15 protein-coding genes are annotated in these 16,166 nt (G+C 36.3%); 7 read left to right on the forward strand and 8 right to left on the reverse strand.

Annotated features, from left to right (window positions below):
* Positions 1-226: 226 nt before the first annotated feature.
* The 3 genes from ACPF9A_RS07340 to ACPF9A_RS07350 form a co-directional block, all read right to left on the reverse strand.
* Positions 227-1,354, reverse strand: a complete 1,128-nt coding sequence (locus ACPF9A_RS07340; protein WP_424003070.1) for a glycerate kinase — start codon at positions 1,352-1,354, stop codon at positions 227-229.
* Complete coding sequence (locus ACPF9A_RS07345; protein WP_424003072.1) at positions 1,355-2,821, reverse strand: SLC13 family permease; 1,467 nt, start codon at positions 2,819-2,821, stop codon at positions 1,355-1,357.
* A gap of 61 nt (positions 2,822-2,882) precedes the next feature.
* Entirely contained in the window at positions 2,883-3,275 is a 393-nt protein-coding gene (locus tag ACPF9A_RS07350) for a DUF423 domain-containing protein (RefSeq protein WP_424003074.1), read from the reverse strand.
* Positions 3,276-3,356: 81 nt separating this feature from the next.
* Here ACPF9A_RS07350 and ACPF9A_RS07355 point away from each other — a divergent pair, with 81 nt between their 5' ends.
* Positions 3,357-4,730, forward strand: a complete 1,374-nt coding sequence (locus ACPF9A_RS07355) for a saccharopine dehydrogenase family protein (RefSeq protein WP_424003076.1) — start codon at positions 3,357-3,359, stop codon at positions 4,728-4,730.
* 150 nt (positions 4,731-4,880) lie between these two features.
* Positions 4,881-5,351, forward strand: a complete 471-nt coding sequence (locus ACPF9A_RS07360) for an Lrp/AsnC ligand binding domain-containing protein (protein WP_027065872.1) — start codon at positions 4,881-4,883, stop codon at positions 5,349-5,351.
* Here ACPF9A_RS07360 and ACPF9A_RS07365 read toward each other — a convergent pair.
* The 5 genes from ACPF9A_RS07365 to ACPF9A_RS07385 all read right to left on the reverse strand — a co-directional run bounded on the left by ACPF9A_RS07365 (position 5,348) and on the right by ACPF9A_RS07385 (position 11,401).
* The gene (locus ACPF9A_RS07365) at positions 5,348-5,848 is read right to left on the reverse strand and encodes a GNAT family N-acetyltransferase (protein ID WP_424003078.1); all 501 of its coding nucleotides are present in this window, start codon (positions 5,846-5,848) and stop codon (positions 5,348-5,350) included. The genes ACPF9A_RS07360 and ACPF9A_RS07365 overlap by 4 nt on opposite strands.
* Before the next feature lie 72 nt (positions 5,849-5,920).
* Complete coding sequence (locus ACPF9A_RS07370) at positions 5,921-6,616, reverse strand: zinc metallopeptidase (protein WP_424003080.1); 696 nt, start codon at positions 6,614-6,616, stop codon at positions 5,921-5,923.
* 135 nt (positions 6,617-6,751) lie between these two features.
* Positions 6,752-7,852: an alanine dehydrogenase gene (ald, locus tag ACPF9A_RS07375; RefSeq protein ID WP_424003082.1), complete on the reverse strand. Its 1,101-nt coding sequence runs from the start codon at positions 7,850-7,852 to the stop codon at positions 6,752-6,754.
* A gap of 140 nt (positions 7,853-7,992) precedes the next feature.
* Entirely contained in the window at positions 7,993-8,247 is a 255-nt protein-coding gene (locus tag ACPF9A_RS07380; protein ID WP_073240765.1) for a SemiSWEET family sugar transporter, read from the reverse strand.
* Between the two features lie 88 nt (positions 8,248-8,335).
* Positions 8,336-11,401 (reverse strand): leucine--tRNA ligase, encoded by a 3,066-nt coding sequence (locus tag ACPF9A_RS07385; RefSeq protein WP_424003084.1) that lies wholly within the window; start codon positions 11,399-11,401, stop codon positions 8,336-8,338.
* 200 nt (positions 11,402-11,601) lie between these two features.
* Here ACPF9A_RS07385 and ACPF9A_RS07390 point away from each other — a divergent pair, with 200 nt between their 5' ends.
* The 5 genes from ACPF9A_RS07390 (at position 11,602) to truB (ending at position 16,166) form a co-directional block, all read left to right on the forward strand.
* Complete coding sequence (locus ACPF9A_RS07390) at positions 11,602-13,416, forward strand: T9SS type B sorting domain-containing protein (protein WP_424003086.1); 1,815 nt, start codon at positions 11,602-11,604, stop codon at positions 13,414-13,416.
* 63 nt (positions 13,417-13,479) lie between these two features.
* On the forward strand, positions 13,480-14,358 hold the full coding sequence (locus ACPF9A_RS07395; RefSeq protein ID WP_324025091.1) for a cell division protein FtsX: 879 nt from the start codon (positions 13,480-13,482) through the stop codon (positions 14,356-14,358).
* Between the two features lie 9 nt (positions 14,359-14,367).
* A complete protein-coding gene (locus ACPF9A_RS07400; protein ID WP_424003088.1) occupies positions 14,368-14,631 on the forward strand; it encodes a DUF3098 domain-containing protein in 264 nt (87 codons plus the stop codon).
* Entirely contained in the window at positions 14,632-15,429 is a 798-nt protein-coding gene (locus ACPF9A_RS07405) for an undecaprenyl-diphosphate phosphatase (RefSeq protein WP_424003090.1), read from the forward strand.
* Between the two features lie 23 nt (positions 15,430-15,452).
* Positions 15,453-16,166: a tRNA pseudouridine(55) synthase TruB gene (truB, locus tag ACPF9A_RS07410; RefSeq protein ID WP_424003092.1), complete on the forward strand. Its 714-nt coding sequence runs from the start codon at positions 15,453-15,455 to the stop codon at positions 16,164-16,166.

Raw genomic sequence — 16,166 nt, forward strand, 5'->3', positions numbered from 1 at the left:
AAATTAAATGCTGAACCACTGATTTTCAGAGCTCAATTAGTGCCATTTCTCGTCGAAATACGAATTCAATCAAAGAATCATGCAAAATGAAATGTTTTCGCAGGCACTTTATTCCTTTTAATATACATTATAAAGAAATAACGCATTTTAAATACATTGTTGTTATTTTGTGCGTAAAATTTTAAGAAATAATTAAAAATACAGGTCATTTTTTAAAGCCAAATTTTCACTTTACACTAAAATAATCAGCTGTCTTTGTAGCTAAAAGCAGTGCTGCGTGCCTCATATTATATTCAAGATCTTTACTGTTATCTTGAATTTCAAATACATCAAAAATACCTCTCTCTAGTAAGGCCTCTTTAGAAATCTCTAATGTTCCACAAATAGCAATTACAGGCAACTGGTATTTTTTACCCAAATTGAGTATGCCTTGTAATAATTTACCGTTCAATGTTTGCGCATCAATTTTTCCTTCACCGGTAATGATATAGTCAAACTTTTCTCTGGCCAACAATTTATGAACTCCCGATAATTCTAAAATAAAATCTATTCCGCTTAACATTTCTGCGTCAAAAAAAGATTTTAATCCAAATGCTGTTCCTCCTGCAGCACCAGCACATGGTAATTCACCATTGTTAATATGATACTTTTTAGAAACTACCGTATCTAAATTCCTAAGTCCTTTGTCCAGGTCTTCAATAATAAAATCTGTTGCACCCTTTTGTTTGGCATACACATAAGATGCTCCATTTACGCCGAATAACGGGTTGGTAACATCACTAACCGCATAGAATTTTACCTTCTTAACAGCATCGGTTACACCGGTGTCATCGATTTTTTTAATTAATTGCAAGCTAGCACCTATAGGAGCCAACTCTTCATTATTTTCATTTAAAAAAACATAGCCTAAAGCTTGTGCAATGCCAATACCACCATCATTTGTGGCACTACCGCCAAGACCTATAAAAACATGTTCAACATCTTTATCGATGGCATCTTTAATTTGTAAACCTGTACCATATGTAGAGGTCAACATAGGGTTTCGCTCTTCGGGCTTCAACAGTTCCATACCCGAAGTATTTGCCAATTCTACGTAAGCAGACTTTGCTTTTTGGTTATACAGATAGTACGATTGAATTAACTTACCTAACGGATTTTCACTAATTACCTGCATAGCAATGCACGGTCTATAACTTGCAACGGCACTCATAAAACCATCACCACCGTCTGATGCTTTTATGAAATGAGACGTAAAAGAAATACCTGATTTCTCCACTCCCGAAATAAAAGCTTTTGTAAAAGCTTCACTAGTTAGAGACCCTTTAAATTTATCTGGAATGAGTAATAGTTTCATTTATTTAAATTTATCGGGGAAACTATTTATGGTTACACCCCATAATTCTGGGAGAACAAAATATACGAAAAAGGTTAATATAATAATAGAAATTATATTCATAAAAAAACCTTTACTTACCATATCTGGTATTCTTAAATATCCAGAACCAAATACTACCGCATTTGGCGGCGTGGCTACCGGTAGCATAAAAGCACATGACGCAGCTACTGCAGCACCGACCATTAATACAAAAGGGTGTACATCTATAGTTAGTGCCATTGGGGCTAAAACAGGCAATAACATTGCTGTAGTTGCTAGATTGGAAGTTATTTCTGTTAAAAAATTTACCGCCGTAATCAGTACCAATATTAAAACAATTATGGGCAAACCTGATAAAGTGGTCATTTGACCACCGATCCATACCGCTAACCCACTGTCTTCAAAACCTTTAGCGAGAGCCATACCCCCGCCAAATAAAAGTATTATACCCCACGGCATTTTCACGGCTTCTTCCCAATTAATAAGTTGTACCCCTTTTTTCTTCGACGGAATCAAAAACAATACAATTGAGAAAAATATGGCTATAATAGTATCATCTAAATTTGGCAATATTCTTTCTAGTAAAAATGAACGTGTGATCCAGCAGAATGCCGTTAATGCAAATACGAACGCCACTACTTTCTCTTCATATGATATTTTACCAAGGTTAGACAACAACCGTTTTATTTCTTGCTTACCACCCGGGAAGGATTTTTGCTTAAACTGAAAGGCATATTTGGTCAAGTATAACCAACATATAAATATTAAAATAATAGATATGGGTAAGCCGAATGCAAACCATTGCATAAAAGTAATTTCATAACCATAAGTATCATATACTACGCCTGCAAGCACCAAATTTGGCGGCGTACCAATTAAAGTTGCCACACCGCCAATAGAAGCGCTATAGGCTATTGCTAACATTAGCGCTTTACCAAAAGTCTGGTTTTCATCTTCTACCGTATCTGGGTTATCTTGTAGCTGCTTGATAATTGCCAAACCGATCGGCAACATCATTACAGCGGTTGCCGTATTAGAAATCCACATTGATAAAAATGCGGTCGCCATCATAAAACCTAAAATGATCTTTCGAACATCTGAGCCTATAAAATTAATAATATTCAAGGCTATTCTTTTATGTAGATTCCATTTTTCTATGGCAATGGCAATAATGAACCCACCCATATACAAAAAGACATATTTATGACCGAAAGATGCTGAGGTCGAAGACAAGTCTAACCCACCAGAGAGCGGAAATAGCACTAACGGCAGCAAAGCGGTTACCGCGATAGGTATTGCTTCGGTAATCCACCAAATAGCAATCCATAAGGTAGAAGCTAATACCGCATTGGCTTGATCAGAGAGTCCGACCGGATGAAAAAAGAAATGAATTAGTATAAATGAAAGCGGACCTAAAACAAGGCCTAATACTTTAGTTTTACTCATAGAAGTGCCATTACAGAATGAAAATACGTTTTTTAAGAACTAAAATGATCACTTTCGGCTTCTATTTCACATTTTTAGATTTCATGATTCCGTATCCCATCATCGCCCAAGCGGCAATTAAAAATAGTCCACCAATTGGGGTTATGACTCCGAACATTTTAAAATCGAATGCTACCAAACTATTCAATGCCAATAGATAAATGGAAAATGAAAAAAGTACCACGCCCACTACCGTACAGATATAAATAGCTTTTTTTGATTTTAATACTTCACTTGGTAATAACCCAAGGGCCAGCAGAAAAAAAGCATGGTACATTTGGTATCGAACTCCTGTCTCAAAAGTCGCTACCGCCTCTAGTTCTACTAGATTTTTCAAGCCGTGTGCACCAAATGCACCGAGAACAACTGCCAACATACCAAACAGGCACGCAGTACCTAAAATTGTTTTTTTCATAACTTTTGTTATAACATTCTTTATAAATGTAACAATTTGATACCTTAGTAAATCGTTACCACTCAAAAATACTGAAATCGTATGATGCGAAAAATTCTTGTTATAGGTGCAGGTAAATCTACCTCATATTTATTAGATTATCTTTTAGGAAAATCAGATACTGAAAAATTAGAAATCACCATTGGTGATATCAACCCTGCCGCAATACCGTCGTCGATTGCAAACCATAAAAACTGCAATGTTATCTCTTTAGATATCTTTGAAAAGACTGTTCGGCAAAAAGCTATTGAAAATTCAGACATCGTCATTTCAATGCTTCCTGCCCATATGCATATAAAGGTCGCCCAAGATTGTGTTCGCCTTAAAAAACACTTGGTAACCGCATCATATGTTAGTCCAGAATTAATGGCTCTTGATAAAGAGGTAAAGGAAGCGGGACTCGTATTCATGAACGAAATTGGCTTAGATCCTGGTGTCGATCACATGAGCGCCATGCAGGTAATTGATCGTATTCGCGAAAAAGGTGGTAAAATAATTTTGTTCGAATCTTTCTGTGGCGGATTAGTTGCCCCTGAGTACGATAACAATCTTTGGAATTATAAATTTACTTGGAACCCAAGAAATGTAGTGCTTGCCGGTCAAGGTGGTACTGCTAAATTCATACAAGAAGGCACCTATAAGTACATACCTTATCATCGTTTGTTTAGACGTACCGAATTCTTTGAAATAGAAGGATATGGTCGTTTTGAAGGATATGCCAATCGTGATTCTCTCAACTACAGAGAAGCTTATAAATTACAAGATGCCTTAACCATTTACAGAGGCACCATGCGTCGCGTTGGTTTTTCGAAGGCATGGAATATGTTCATTCAATTAGGAGCTACCGACGATACATACACGATTGAAAACTCTGATAAAATGAGTTACAGAGAATTCATCAATCTATTTTTACCTTATTCACCTACAGATTCTGTTGAATTAAAACTTAGACATTACCTGAAATTAGATCAAGATGATATCCGCTGGGATAAATTACAGGAACTGAATATTTTTGATAACTCCAAACTGATAGGTATACCAAATGCCACACCGGCACAGGCGCTTCAAAAAATTTTAGAAGACAGCTGGACGCTTAAAGCGGAAGAGAAAGATATGATCGTTATGTATCATAAATTCGGTTATGAGTTAAATGGCGAAAAGAAACAAATAGATTCTAAACTTGTAGTTACAGGCGAAAACCAAACGTTTACTGCCATGGCTAAAACCGTAGGGTTGCCAGTAGCAATGGCTACATTGAAAATATTGAATGGTAAAATTACCACACCTGGGGTACAAATACCTATCACCAAAGAAGTATACGAGCCTATATTAAAGGAATTAGAGAGTTATGGAGTAAATTTTAGAGAATATGACATACCATATTTAGGGTACAATCCAAATTCTGTAATTAGCTAACCCTTTTTAACTATCATATTGAAACCAAATAAGTACATTTATGTTCTAATCCCTCATTCAGGGTTTAATTCTCTGAGGCTTGCCTCGAAATAATATAAATTTAGAAACAGACCTCATACACTTGGGTCGAGGTTATTGATTTGATAGAACATGAAAACACCTACTTCATTGGCTAAAATTGATGGTATAGATAAAAAAATCTTACGTTTTTTAATGGAAGATGCCCGAAAACCGGTACTTGAAATTGCGAGAAGTATCGGTATATCTGGCGCAGCTATACATCAACGATTAAGAAAACTAGAAGCATCGGGACTTTTATCTGGCTCTAAATTCATTGTAAATCCTAAATCATTAGGCTATACCACTATGGCTTATATTGGTATTTACCTAGACAAAGCGATGAGCAACCCAATGGCGGTAAAACAACTAGAGAAAATACCGGAAGTATTAGAATGCCATTACACTACCGGAAATTGGTCTATCTTAATTAAAGTATTGTGTAGAGATAATGAGCATTTAATGCAGGTATTGAATAAAGAAATACAAGCCATTGAAGGGGTTTCAAGAACTGAAACCTTTATATCATTGGCACAACAGATAGATAGACAAATATCTATTTAAGTAGAAAGCAAGAGCAATTCTTCTGAATCTTCACTAAGTTTAATAGTATCTATTTTGTTGAACCCCAATTTACTTAATAGAGCAAGTGACTTTTCATTCGTTTTCATACATATAGCTAGCACGCGATTTAGCTTTAATTCTAATTTTCCAAATTGCATGGTAGCACTTGCTGCTTCGAATGCATAACCATAACCTTCGTATTTCGGTAATAAAGCGAAACCCAAATCTATAGTGTCTAAATAACCTCTTTTTAAAAAACCACATACCCCTATCGGAGTGCCATCTTTTAGAGTAACCAACATAAGTCCAAATCCGTTTTTAGCATACCCATCAATTAATGTATTTTGAATGTACTCTTTTGCATTGTTCAGATTTGAAATTTTTTTATCTCCGATGTATTTTAACCAGCTATCACTATTCAGTAAAACAAAAATAAAATGTGCATCTTTCAAGTTTGCAGATTTTAGATACAATCTTTCGGTTTCCAGCTGTTTCATATGTTCTTAGTTAAGACAAAAAAAACCTGCCTTAAAAGGCAGGTTTTTATTTATTATTGAATACACTTAAAATTAATCTCTACCACCAAAAACTTGAAGTCCCCAGTATACTAAAGTTGCCAATGAACCAATTGCCGCTACCAAATACGTACGAGCAGCCCATTTTAAGGCATCTTCAGATCCTTTATATTCTTCTGGTGTAACTATATTTTTATTTTTTAACCATGCCAACGCTCTATTACTTGCATCATATTCTACAGGTAAAGTCACAAAACTAAATAATGTAGCAAAACCCATCATCACCAGACCAGCTACGGCAACCCAATACCCAAATCCTACTCCAGCAGCTGCACCTAAAGCCAAACCACCGAAAACAACCCACATAGACATGCTTGATGTTACACTTACTATTGGTACCAACTTAGAGCGCATTCCTAACCACTCATACGCCTGTGCATGTTGTACCGCGTGACCACATTCGTGAGCCGCAACGGCAGCTGCAGATGCATTTCTTTGATTATATACACCCTCACTTAAGTTTACTGTTTTATTAGCAGGATTGTAATGATCGGTAAGCATACCAGATGTAGAAACAACTTTTACATCTCTAATACCATGATCCGCCAACATTTTTTCGGCAATCTCAGCACCGCTCATTCCATTTCGTAAATGAACCTTAGAATAAAACTTAAACTTACTCTTTAACTTACTACTCACTAACCAGCTGACCAAAGCAATTGCTCCTATCAATATATAATATCCCATCATAACATTTCAAATTTTAAATCGATTAAATATACTAAAGATTCCTATTTTTTTAAGAATCTAATTATTTAAAAGCAAAAACCCCGCCAAATTCCTTTCGAAACTGGCGAGGTCTATTTTACTGACAAAATGTATGGATTAGGCAACTATTTCTTCCCAACCAAAGGCTTCAATAATTTCTTGAAGCACTATATTGCCTTCTACTATATTTAATCCTTTCTTTAAAGAGGCATCTTTTTCACAAGCTTCTTTCCAACCTAAATTTGCTAATTTCAAAGCATATGGCAAGGTTACATTGGTCAACGCCATTGTCGATGTATAAGGTACTGCACCCGGCATATTTGCAACGGAATAATGAACAACATCATCAATAATATAAATAGGATCTTCGTGTGTGGTAGGTCTGGTTGTTTCTACACATCCGCCTTGATCCACCGCAACATCAACGATTACGGTACCTGGTCTCATTTCTTTCAACATGTCTCTCGTAATCAAATTCGGAGCCTTGGCTCCTTTCAATAAAACACCACCAATAATAAGATCATGTGTCTTAATAAGTCTTCGAATATTAAATTCATTGGAAAACTCTGTAACCACATGCGGCGGCATTACATCATTTACATATCTTAAGCGTTTCATATTAATATCAAGTATAGTAACGTGAGCTCCTAAACCTGCTGCCATTTTAGCAGCTTGTATACCCACTACACCCGCACCTAATACCAAAACCTTACCGGGAGCAACACCAGGAACACCACCCAAGAGTACTCCACGACCTTTAACAGGTTTCTCTAAATATTTCGCTCCTTGTTGTATTGCCATTCTACCGGCAACCTCAGACATTGGCGTTAATAGTGGTAATGTACCTTCTTCATCTTCTACCGTTTCATAAGCGATACAGATTGCTTTCTGCTTGATCATTGCCTTCGTTAAGGCTTCGCTTGATGCAAAATGAAAGTACGTGAACAATATTTGACCTTCTTGAATTAGAATATATTCTTCTTCAATAGGCTCTTTTACCTTTACTATCATTTCGCTCATTGCGTATACCTGACCAATAGTATCTAGTATGACAGCACCTGCCTGTTGATAATCTTGATTGAAAAAACCACTGCCTTCACCAGCATCTGACTGAACATATACTTTGTGGTTGTTCTTTACCAATTCGAAAACTCCGGCTGGCGTCATACCTACCCTGCTTTCATTGTTTTTAATTTCTTTTGGAATACCAACAATCATGATTTATCATTTTATGTTACACTGCAAAATTGAAGCTAATTATGCAGATAACAAACAATAATTCGATAAAACGTAGGGGTTGATTGGTAAAAATATATAATTATGAGTTTACACCCCTATAAAATTAGGGGGTATACTGTTTATTTATACTTTAATTTCATTAATACCATTAAAATTAGAAGGGCAGATGTAATTCCATTTGCTAAAATAACAGGTAGGCTATTTATATTCACTCCATAAACCAACCAAAGCAAAACCCCTATTAATAAAACAGTATACATAGTAAGGGAAATATCTTCAACAGATTTATTTTTCCACGTTTTATATACTTGTGGCACAAATGCCGCTGTGGTTAAAGTAGCTGCGATCAAACCTAAGATTTCAACACTATCCATATTTTCATATTTTACAACTGCATAAACAAAACTAACAAACAAGAAGAGGCGATAAATATCGCCTCTTCATTTGAATATATTCTCTTAACTACCCAACAATATTGACAATTTTACCTGGCACTACAATCACCTTTTTAGGCTCGCGACCTTGTAATTGTTGTTGGGTTTTTTCATTGGCCATTACCGCAGCTTCTATCTCTTCTTTAGATAAGTCTAACGAAAGCTCTAAGGTAAATTTCATTTTACCATTAAAAGAAATAGGATACTCCTTACTGCTCTCTACCAAATACTTTCCTTCGAATTTTGGGAAAGGCGCTGTAGCTATAGATTCTGTATGACCCAATTTACTCCAAAGTTCTTCTGCAATATGTGGTGCGTAAGGCGATACCAAAATAGCCAACGGCTCTAGTACTTTTCTACTGTAACATTTTTGCGAAGAAAGCTCATTAACACAGATCATAAATGTAGATACCGATGTATTGAAACTGAAGTTCTCTATATCTTCTTCTACCTTTTTAATAGTCTTGTGTAATGTTTTCCAAGATTCTTTTGAAGGCTCTTCTTCACTTCGGCTACGCTCAGCGACCGCATTTTCATCAATAAATGGAACATACAAACGCCATAATTTCTTTAAGAAAGAATGTGTACCTGAAATACCAGCCGTGTTCCAAGGTTTAGATTGCTCTAACGGACCTAAGAACATTTCATACAAACGCAAACTATCTGCACCATACTCCTCACAAATAGCATCAGGATTAACAACGTTGTATTTAGATTTGGACATTTTTTCGACTTCGCGACCAACAATGTATTTGTCATTCTTTTCTTGAATAATTCTACCCGCCTCACCAATCAAAATAGCATCCTTATATTCACTTCGCCATTTTTTAAAAGATTCGACGTCTAATTCATCAGAACCATTAACCATCGATACATCAACATGAATAGGAATTGCGAAATTTTTACCCAAATCCAATTCGACACGTATTATTTCAGTTTTTGGAAACCTCTTTCGTGCAACCTCTTCTAACTTATTCAGTATTCCTTTTACCTCATCAATTAATTCCTTAAAATCATCAGGATTCTCAGAATGAACAAGTTTATTCCAAACACTTTTAGAAATAAAAATTTGATTATTATTTATCAACTCAGAATGAAACTTTACAACTTCATCCTTACTATAATATTCATCAGCTTGAGTTATTTCCCATAGCACCTTGTAAACAAAAGCACTAGTCCCAGTAATCATACCTTGATTAATTAGTTTTTTAGCAAACTCATCTTTAGGTACCAATCCTTTATCGAACATAAATTTCTGCCAGAAGCGAGAGTACAATAAGTGACCTGTTGCGTGCTCACTACCGCCAATATATAAATCTACATCTTGCCAGTAATCAATAGCATCTTTAGAAAATATCTCTTCATTATTATGCGGATCCATGTACCTATTAAAGTATTGCGAACTACCTGCCCAACCCGGCATAGTATTCAACTCTAACGGAAACACCGTTTCATTATCAATCTTATCGTTAGAAACTACCTTATTTTCATAGGTACACCATGCCCAAACCTCAGCATTACCTAATGGCGGCTCTCCTGTCTCGGTAGGCAAATATTTTTCAACTTCTGGCAAAGCAATCGGTAAGTACTCTTTTGCAATCATTTGAGGCATACCGTCTACATAATACACCGGAAAAGGTTCTCCCCAATATCTTTGACGACTGAATACAGCATCACGCAATCTATAATTTATTTTTCCTTCACCATGTCCTATTTTCTCTAACTCATAGATTGCTAATTTCATAGCTTTCTTATACGGTAATCCGTTTAAGAAGTCAGAATTTGCAATAACCGTTTTATCCTTATCTGCGAATGCTTCTTCAGAAATATCAACACCTTCAAATATGTTAGGGATAGGAATATTGAAATGCTTTGCAAAATCGTAATCTCGTTGATCACCACATGGCACAGACATTACCGCACCTGTACCATAACCTGCCAATACATAATCACCAATCCAGATTGGAATAGGTTCTTTTGTAAATGGATGTTCTGCATACGCACCCGTAAAAGCACCTGAAATGGTTTTAACATCTGCCATACGATCACGCTCCGAACGTTTTGCAGTTGCTTCTATATAAGCTTCTACTTCAGTTTTTTGTTCGGCAGTGGTTATTTTAGAAACCAACTCATGCTCTGGCGCCAAAGTCATAAATGACACTCCGAAAATAGTATCGGGTCTAGTTGTAAAAACAGAAATTTTTTCATCATGCCCTTTCACATTGAATACGGCCGATGCTCCTTGACTTCTCCCTATCCAATTGGTTTGGGAATCTTTCAACGGCTGTGGCCAATCAATTTTATTTAATCCGTCTAACAAACGCTGTGCGTATGCAGAAATACGCATACTCCACTGGGTCATTTTTTTACGAACAACCGGGTGACCACCACGTTCTGAAACTCCGTTTACAATTTCATCATTTGCCAATACCGTACCTAGTGCCGGGCACCAGTTTACCTCGGTATCCGCCAAATACGTTAATCTATATTGTAATAGTATTTCTTGTTTTTTAACATCAGAAAAAGAATTCCAATCCTCCTCAGAAAATGATACTATATCATCATCACATACGGCATTTACCTTGGCGTTTCCATCCGAAGAAAATTTAGAAATCAAGGTTTCTATATCTTCCGCCTTATCGGTTACTTTATTGTACCAAGAATTGAAAATTTGAATGAATATCCACTGTGTCCACTTGTAATAATCGGGACTAGATGTTCTAACCTCTCTACTCCAATCGAAAGAAAAGCCTAATTGATCTAGCTGCCTTCTATAGGTTTTAATATTTGCCTCTGTAGTAACTGCCGGGTGCTGACCTGTTTGAATCGCATATTGCTCTGCAGGTAAACCAAAAGAATCGTACCCTTGCGGATGCAATACATTAAACCCTTTATGCCTTTTATAACGCGCATATATATCACTTGCAATATAGCCTAACGGATGCCCAACATGTAGCCCCGCACCAGACGGATAAGGAAACATATCTAACACATAGAATTTTTCTTTATCAGAATCGTTCTCTGCTTTAAATGTTTGGTTTTCTGCCCAGTATTTTTGCCATTTGGCTTCAATTTCGTTGAAATTGTATTGCATGATCTTTACTTCTTTTCTGTAAGTCGCAAAAATAGGTTGAATCAATGAGAGTTAAAAAGATATTGGTAATTAACAGTTTTACTTCACCAAACTAAATGAATATTGCCTATTTCTAAATTTGGTATCTTAGAACCGTGAAATTATCGTGTCCCAAAAAAATAATCTGTTTTTTAACCATTTTTGGCTTTGTTTCTATAGAAATGCATGCACAACTTGGTTTTTGTGGTGGTAATTCAGGCGACCCTATTTTTACCGAAAATTTTGGTTCTGGAACCACCGACGGACCAGAATTACCTGCCGGTACTACCACTTATAATTTTACCACTGGTACGCCCAATGATGGTGATTATACAATCTCTAGCACTACCAACTATTTTGACTGGTTATCTCTTCAAGACCATACACCGGGTGACAGTAACGGGAAAGCTTTTATTGTCAATGCAAGTTTTACGGCCGGCGAGTTTTACCAACGTCAAGTAACTGGCTTGTGCGAGAATACCACCTATGAGTTTTCATCATGGCTTATTAATTTACAACGAGCAGGTAGTTGCGACGGCAATAGCATACCCGTCAATGTTCGTTTTCAGATATGGGACGAAACAGATAGCAATATGCTTGCACAAGGTGATACAGGGAGCATAACAGGTATCGGCACTACCGAATGGAAGCAATACGCTTTAGTCTTTAAAACAGAACCAGGGCAGACATCCGTAATTCTAAAGATGAGAAATAACAGTAATGGCGGCTGCGGAAATGACCTTGCCATAGATGATATTTTATTTAAATCTTGCGGAGATAATATCAACGTTTCTTCTGGTGCCAACGAACAAAGCTTGGTGGTTTGCGAAAATCAAGGCGGTGTATCAAGAACATTGACCGCAACACCAGATTCTTCTGTTTTTAGCACCCATGCCTACCAATGGCAGCAAAGTACAGACCAACAAAGTTGGACAGATATCCCAGGTGAGAATAGTGCTACTTTAAATACATCGGCAGTTACTACCACCACTTATTTTAGAACAAAAATTGCAGAAGATATCGTCAATGTCAATAACGATTTATGTAATGTGGTATCTGATGTTTTCGACATAACTGTTTTACCCATACCGCCCGCACCTACAAGCAACGGAGACGTAATTATCTGCGAAGGTGAATTAGGCACCTTATCTGTCAATACACAAAATTCATATTCCATTAATTGGTATGATGCCGCCACTGGTGGAAATTTAATTTTGGCTGATAACCAGAATTTAGAAATTGGTATTGCCGGCACCTATTATGCAGAAGCAAATGCCACTGAAATTGAATGCGCATCTACTACAAGAACTGCAGTTGCTTTAACTGTGAACCCTTTACCCATAGTACCAGATGATAGCAATACTTTTTTATGCGAAGATTCTTCTACCACTCTAGATGCAGAAGTTATAAATGTCACGTATCTATGGTCTACTGGTGAGACCACCCAACTAATTGACGTTACCGAACCTGGCGATTACGATGTCATTATTACCAATACAAATGGATGCTCAGCCACACGTAAATTTACAGTTGAACAAATAGATTTACCTCGAATTGATAAAATAGTATCTGACGGTCCCACAATAGTAGTCTCTACTGCCAACGGTGGAAATTTCGAATATTCTTTAGATGGTAGGTCATTTCAACCTAGTCCTTTTTTTGATGCCGTAGCAGGCGGTTTTTATACTATTTACGTTCAAGACAATACAGATTGCGGTGTAGTTACCCAAGATTTTTATCACCTGGTCATTCAAAAATTCTTTACTCCGAACGGAGATACTGTCAACGATACATTCGAACCTGACGGATTAGAGGTTTTTAATTCTGTTACGATTTCAATTTTTGACCGATACGGGAGGCTCATTAAATTTGGCAATACAAATTCCACTTCTTGGGACGGTACTTTTAAAGGTGAGCGATTACCAGAAGATGATTATTGGTATCTAATTGAGGCTGATTCCACTCAATTTAAGGGACACTTCAGTTTAAAACGTTAAGGCTTGATTATTTTAAGTCCCATTTAACAATACTTTGCTATTTTTACTGCACTTTTAAGTACTATGGCGAACTCCTTCGAAAATTATCAAAGACGCAAACTTATCTCCTCCTATTTTTCTGTGGTGCTAAGTATTGCATTAGTCTTATTCCTATTAGGTATTTTAGGATTACTGGTTTTAAACACTAAAAAAATGGCAGATCGTTCAAAAGAACAAATCACCATTTCTGTATTCTTAAAAGAAAACACTAAAGAAATCGAGATTGAACAGCTTCAAAAGACATTGGCAATGTCTGAATACACGAAATCTTCTACGTACGTATCTAAAGAAGAAGCTGCAGAACAACATAGCGAAGAAATCGGCGAGGACTTTGTTGACTACTTAGGTTACAACCCGCTAAAGAACTCTATCGACGTAAAGTTAAATGCAGATTTTGTTACAGCAGAGAAAGTACAAGAAATTGCAGACACCCTATCAGAAAAGAGTTTTGTCGATGAAGTTAGTTATGACAAGGTATTAGTAAGTATGGTCGCCAAAAGTGTTGAACAAATAGGTTTCTGGATCTTAGTAGCCAGCGCTATTTTCACTTTTATCGCTGTATTATTGATTAACAGTTCTATCAGATTATCTATCTATTCGAAAAGATTTATCATCAAAACCATGCAAATGGTCGGGGCAACAAAGACCTTTATTAGAAGACCATTTATATGGCAAAATATTAAACTAGGCATGATTGGTGCTGCAATTGCTTTATTGGCCATTGGTGGTGTCGTATATTATGTAAATACTAATTTTCAAGATTTAGGGTTATTCGATGAACCATATATTTTAGTCATTTTATTTGTTAGTGTTTTTCTATTGGGCATACTTATTTCGTTCATTAGCACCTATTTCGCGACCCAACGCTTCTTAAATCTTAGAACGGACGAATTATATTATTAAATTTGCGGCATGAGTAAAAACAACAAAGTGGATCAGCACACTAAACAAGAATTTATTTTTCAGAAGAAAAATTACATGTTCATGTTCATTGGTCTTGCCTGTATTGCAATAGGTTTTATTTTAATGAGCGGTGGCGGTAGCGATGACCCCAACGTATTTAACCCTGAAATTTATAATTTCAGAAGAATAAGACTTGCACCAACTTTAGTGCTTATTGGCTTAGGTATAGAAATTTATGCCATTTTATTGAACCCTCACAAAAAGAAAGATTAATTGGATACTTTAGACGCTATTATACTCGGCATTATTCAAGGATTAACCGAGTTTCTACCCGTTTCTTCAAGTGGTCATTTAGAATTGGGCAAAGCAATTTTAGGAGACAACTCTGTACAAGAAGAAAGTTTGTTATTTACCGTAGTACTTCATTTTGCTACCGCTCTTAGTACCATCGTTGTTTTTAGAAAAGATATTTGGGAAATTTTAAGCGGCTTGTTTCAATTTAAATGGAACGAAGAAAGTCAGTTTTCTGCCAAAATTATTATCTCTATGCTACCTGCTGTATTTGTAGGTTTATTTTTTGAAGAACAACTTGAATCGTTTTTTGGTGGTAATATTCGTTTTGTCGGATTTATGCTTATCATAACGGCAGTACTTTTATATTTTGCAGATAAAGCCAAGGACACCGATAAAAAAGTAAGCTTTAAGAATGCTTTTATAGTTGGTATCTCTCAAGCAATTGCAATGCTACCTGGCATTTCTCGTAGTGGAGCTACCATTTCTACTTCTGTTCTTTTAGGTGTAGACAAATCGAAAGCTGCCAGATTTTCTTTCTTAATGGTCGTACCATTAATTTTTGGTAAAATTGCCAAGGATCTGATGAGTGGCGATTTAACTTTTGACGGTGAAAATAATGTAGCTATGGGCGCAGGTTTTATCGCAGCCTTTCTTGCTGGTCTTGCCGCATGTACTTGGATGATTAAATTGGTACGAAAAAGTAAGCTTTCGTATTTCGCTATCTACTGTCTTGTTGTTGGATTGATTGCCGTTATATACGGATTCACTAATCCGTAGAACTCCTTTAAACACCCAAATTCATGAAAGATTTGACCAAAGAAGACTATTTAAACGGTCAAGTATTATTGATCGATAAACCACTAGAATGGTCGTCTTTTCAGGCAGTCAATAAATTGAAATGGGCTATCAGAAAAAAATTCAGTTTAAAAAAATTTAAAATTGGGCACGCAGGTACATTAGATCCTTTAGCAACAGGACTACTTATTATTTGCACCGGAAAATTCACTAAGAAAATTACCGAATACCAAGGGCAAGAAAAAGAATATACAGGTGTTTTTACCTTAGGTGGTACCACTGCTTCTTACGATCTTGAAACTGAAATTAACGAAACATTTGCTACGGATCATATTACACCTGATCTTATAAATACCACTACCCAACAATTTATAGGTGACATTGAACAGGCACCACCTGTTTTCTCTGCATTAAAGCAAGATGGTAAGCGACTTTATGAACTGGCCCGTGAAGGAAAAACAGTTGTTATACCAAAGCGAAAAGTAAATGTAAGTGCATTTGATATTACCGCTATCGATGGTTTGAACGTTCACTTTAGAATCACTTGTAGTAAAGGAACCTATATAAGATCTATTGCACATGATTTTGGTAAAGCACTAAATTCTGGCGCACATTTAACAGCACTAAGAAGAACCAAAATAGGTGATTTTAACGTAGATAATGCTCAAGACCCTTTGGTCTTTGCCGATATATTACTGGGACCCGAAAATAACAGGTAA

It is taken from the genome of Maribacter sp. IgM3_T14_3, assembly GCF_049603095.1.
In the GTDB taxonomy this organism is placed as follows: Bacteria; Bacteroidota; Bacteroidia; order Flavobacteriales; family Flavobacteriaceae; genus Maribacter.

What these genes read in the sequence shown, in the direction of transcription:
- ACPF9A_RS07355 (WP_424003076.1), top strand. Translation starts at nt 3,357, where the DNA reads ATGATGCGAAAAATTCTTGTTATAGGTGCAGGTAAATCTACCTCATAT.
- ACPF9A_RS07350 (WP_424003074.1), bottom strand. Translation starts at nt 3,275, where the DNA reads ATGAAAAAAACAATTTTAGGTACTGCGTGCCTGTTTGGTATGTTGGCA.
- ACPF9A_RS07340 (WP_424003070.1), bottom strand. Translation starts at nt 1,354, where the DNA reads ATGAAACTATTACTCATTCCAGATAAATTTAAAGGGTCTCTAACTAGT.
- ACPF9A_RS07385 (WP_424003084.1), bottom strand. Translation starts at nt 11,401, where the DNA reads ATGCAATACAATTTCAACGAAATTGAAGCCAAATGGCAAAAATACTGG.
- ACPF9A_RS07370 (WP_424003080.1), bottom strand. Translation starts at nt 6,616, where the DNA reads ATGATGGGATATTATATATTGATAGGAGCAATTGCTTTGGTCAGCTGG.
- ald (WP_424003082.1), bottom strand. Translation starts at nt 7,852, where the DNA reads ATGATTGTTGGTATTCCAAAAGAAATTAAAAACAATGAAAGCAGGGTA.
- ACPF9A_RS07395 (WP_324025091.1), top strand. Translation starts at nt 13,480, where the DNA reads ATGGCGAACTCCTTCGAAAATTATCAAAGACGCAAACTTATCTCCTCC.
- ACPF9A_RS07390 (WP_424003086.1), top strand. Translation starts at nt 11,602, where the DNA reads ATGCATGCACAACTTGGTTTTTGTGGTGGTAATTCAGGCGACCCTATT.
- ACPF9A_RS07365 (WP_424003078.1), bottom strand. Translation starts at nt 5,848, where the DNA reads ATGAAACAGCTGGAAACCGAAAGATTGTATCTAAAATCTGCAAACTTG.
- ACPF9A_RS07380 (WP_073240765.1), bottom strand. Translation starts at nt 8,247, where the DNA reads ATGGATAGTGTTGAAATCTTAGGTTTGATCGCAGCTACTTTAACCACA.
- ACPF9A_RS07345 (WP_424003072.1), bottom strand. Translation starts at nt 2,821, where the DNA reads ATGAGTAAAACTAAAGTATTAGGCCTTGTTTTAGGTCCGCTTTCATTT.
- ACPF9A_RS07400 (WP_424003088.1), top strand. Translation starts at nt 14,368, where the DNA reads ATGAGTAAAAACAACAAAGTGGATCAGCACACTAAACAAGAATTTATT.
- truB (WP_424003092.1), top strand. Translation starts at nt 15,453, where the DNA reads ATGAAAGATTTGACCAAAGAAGACTATTTAAACGGTCAAGTATTATTG.
- ACPF9A_RS07360 (WP_027065872.1), top strand. Translation starts at nt 4,881, where the DNA reads ATGAAAACACCTACTTCATTGGCTAAAATTGATGGTATAGATAAAAAA.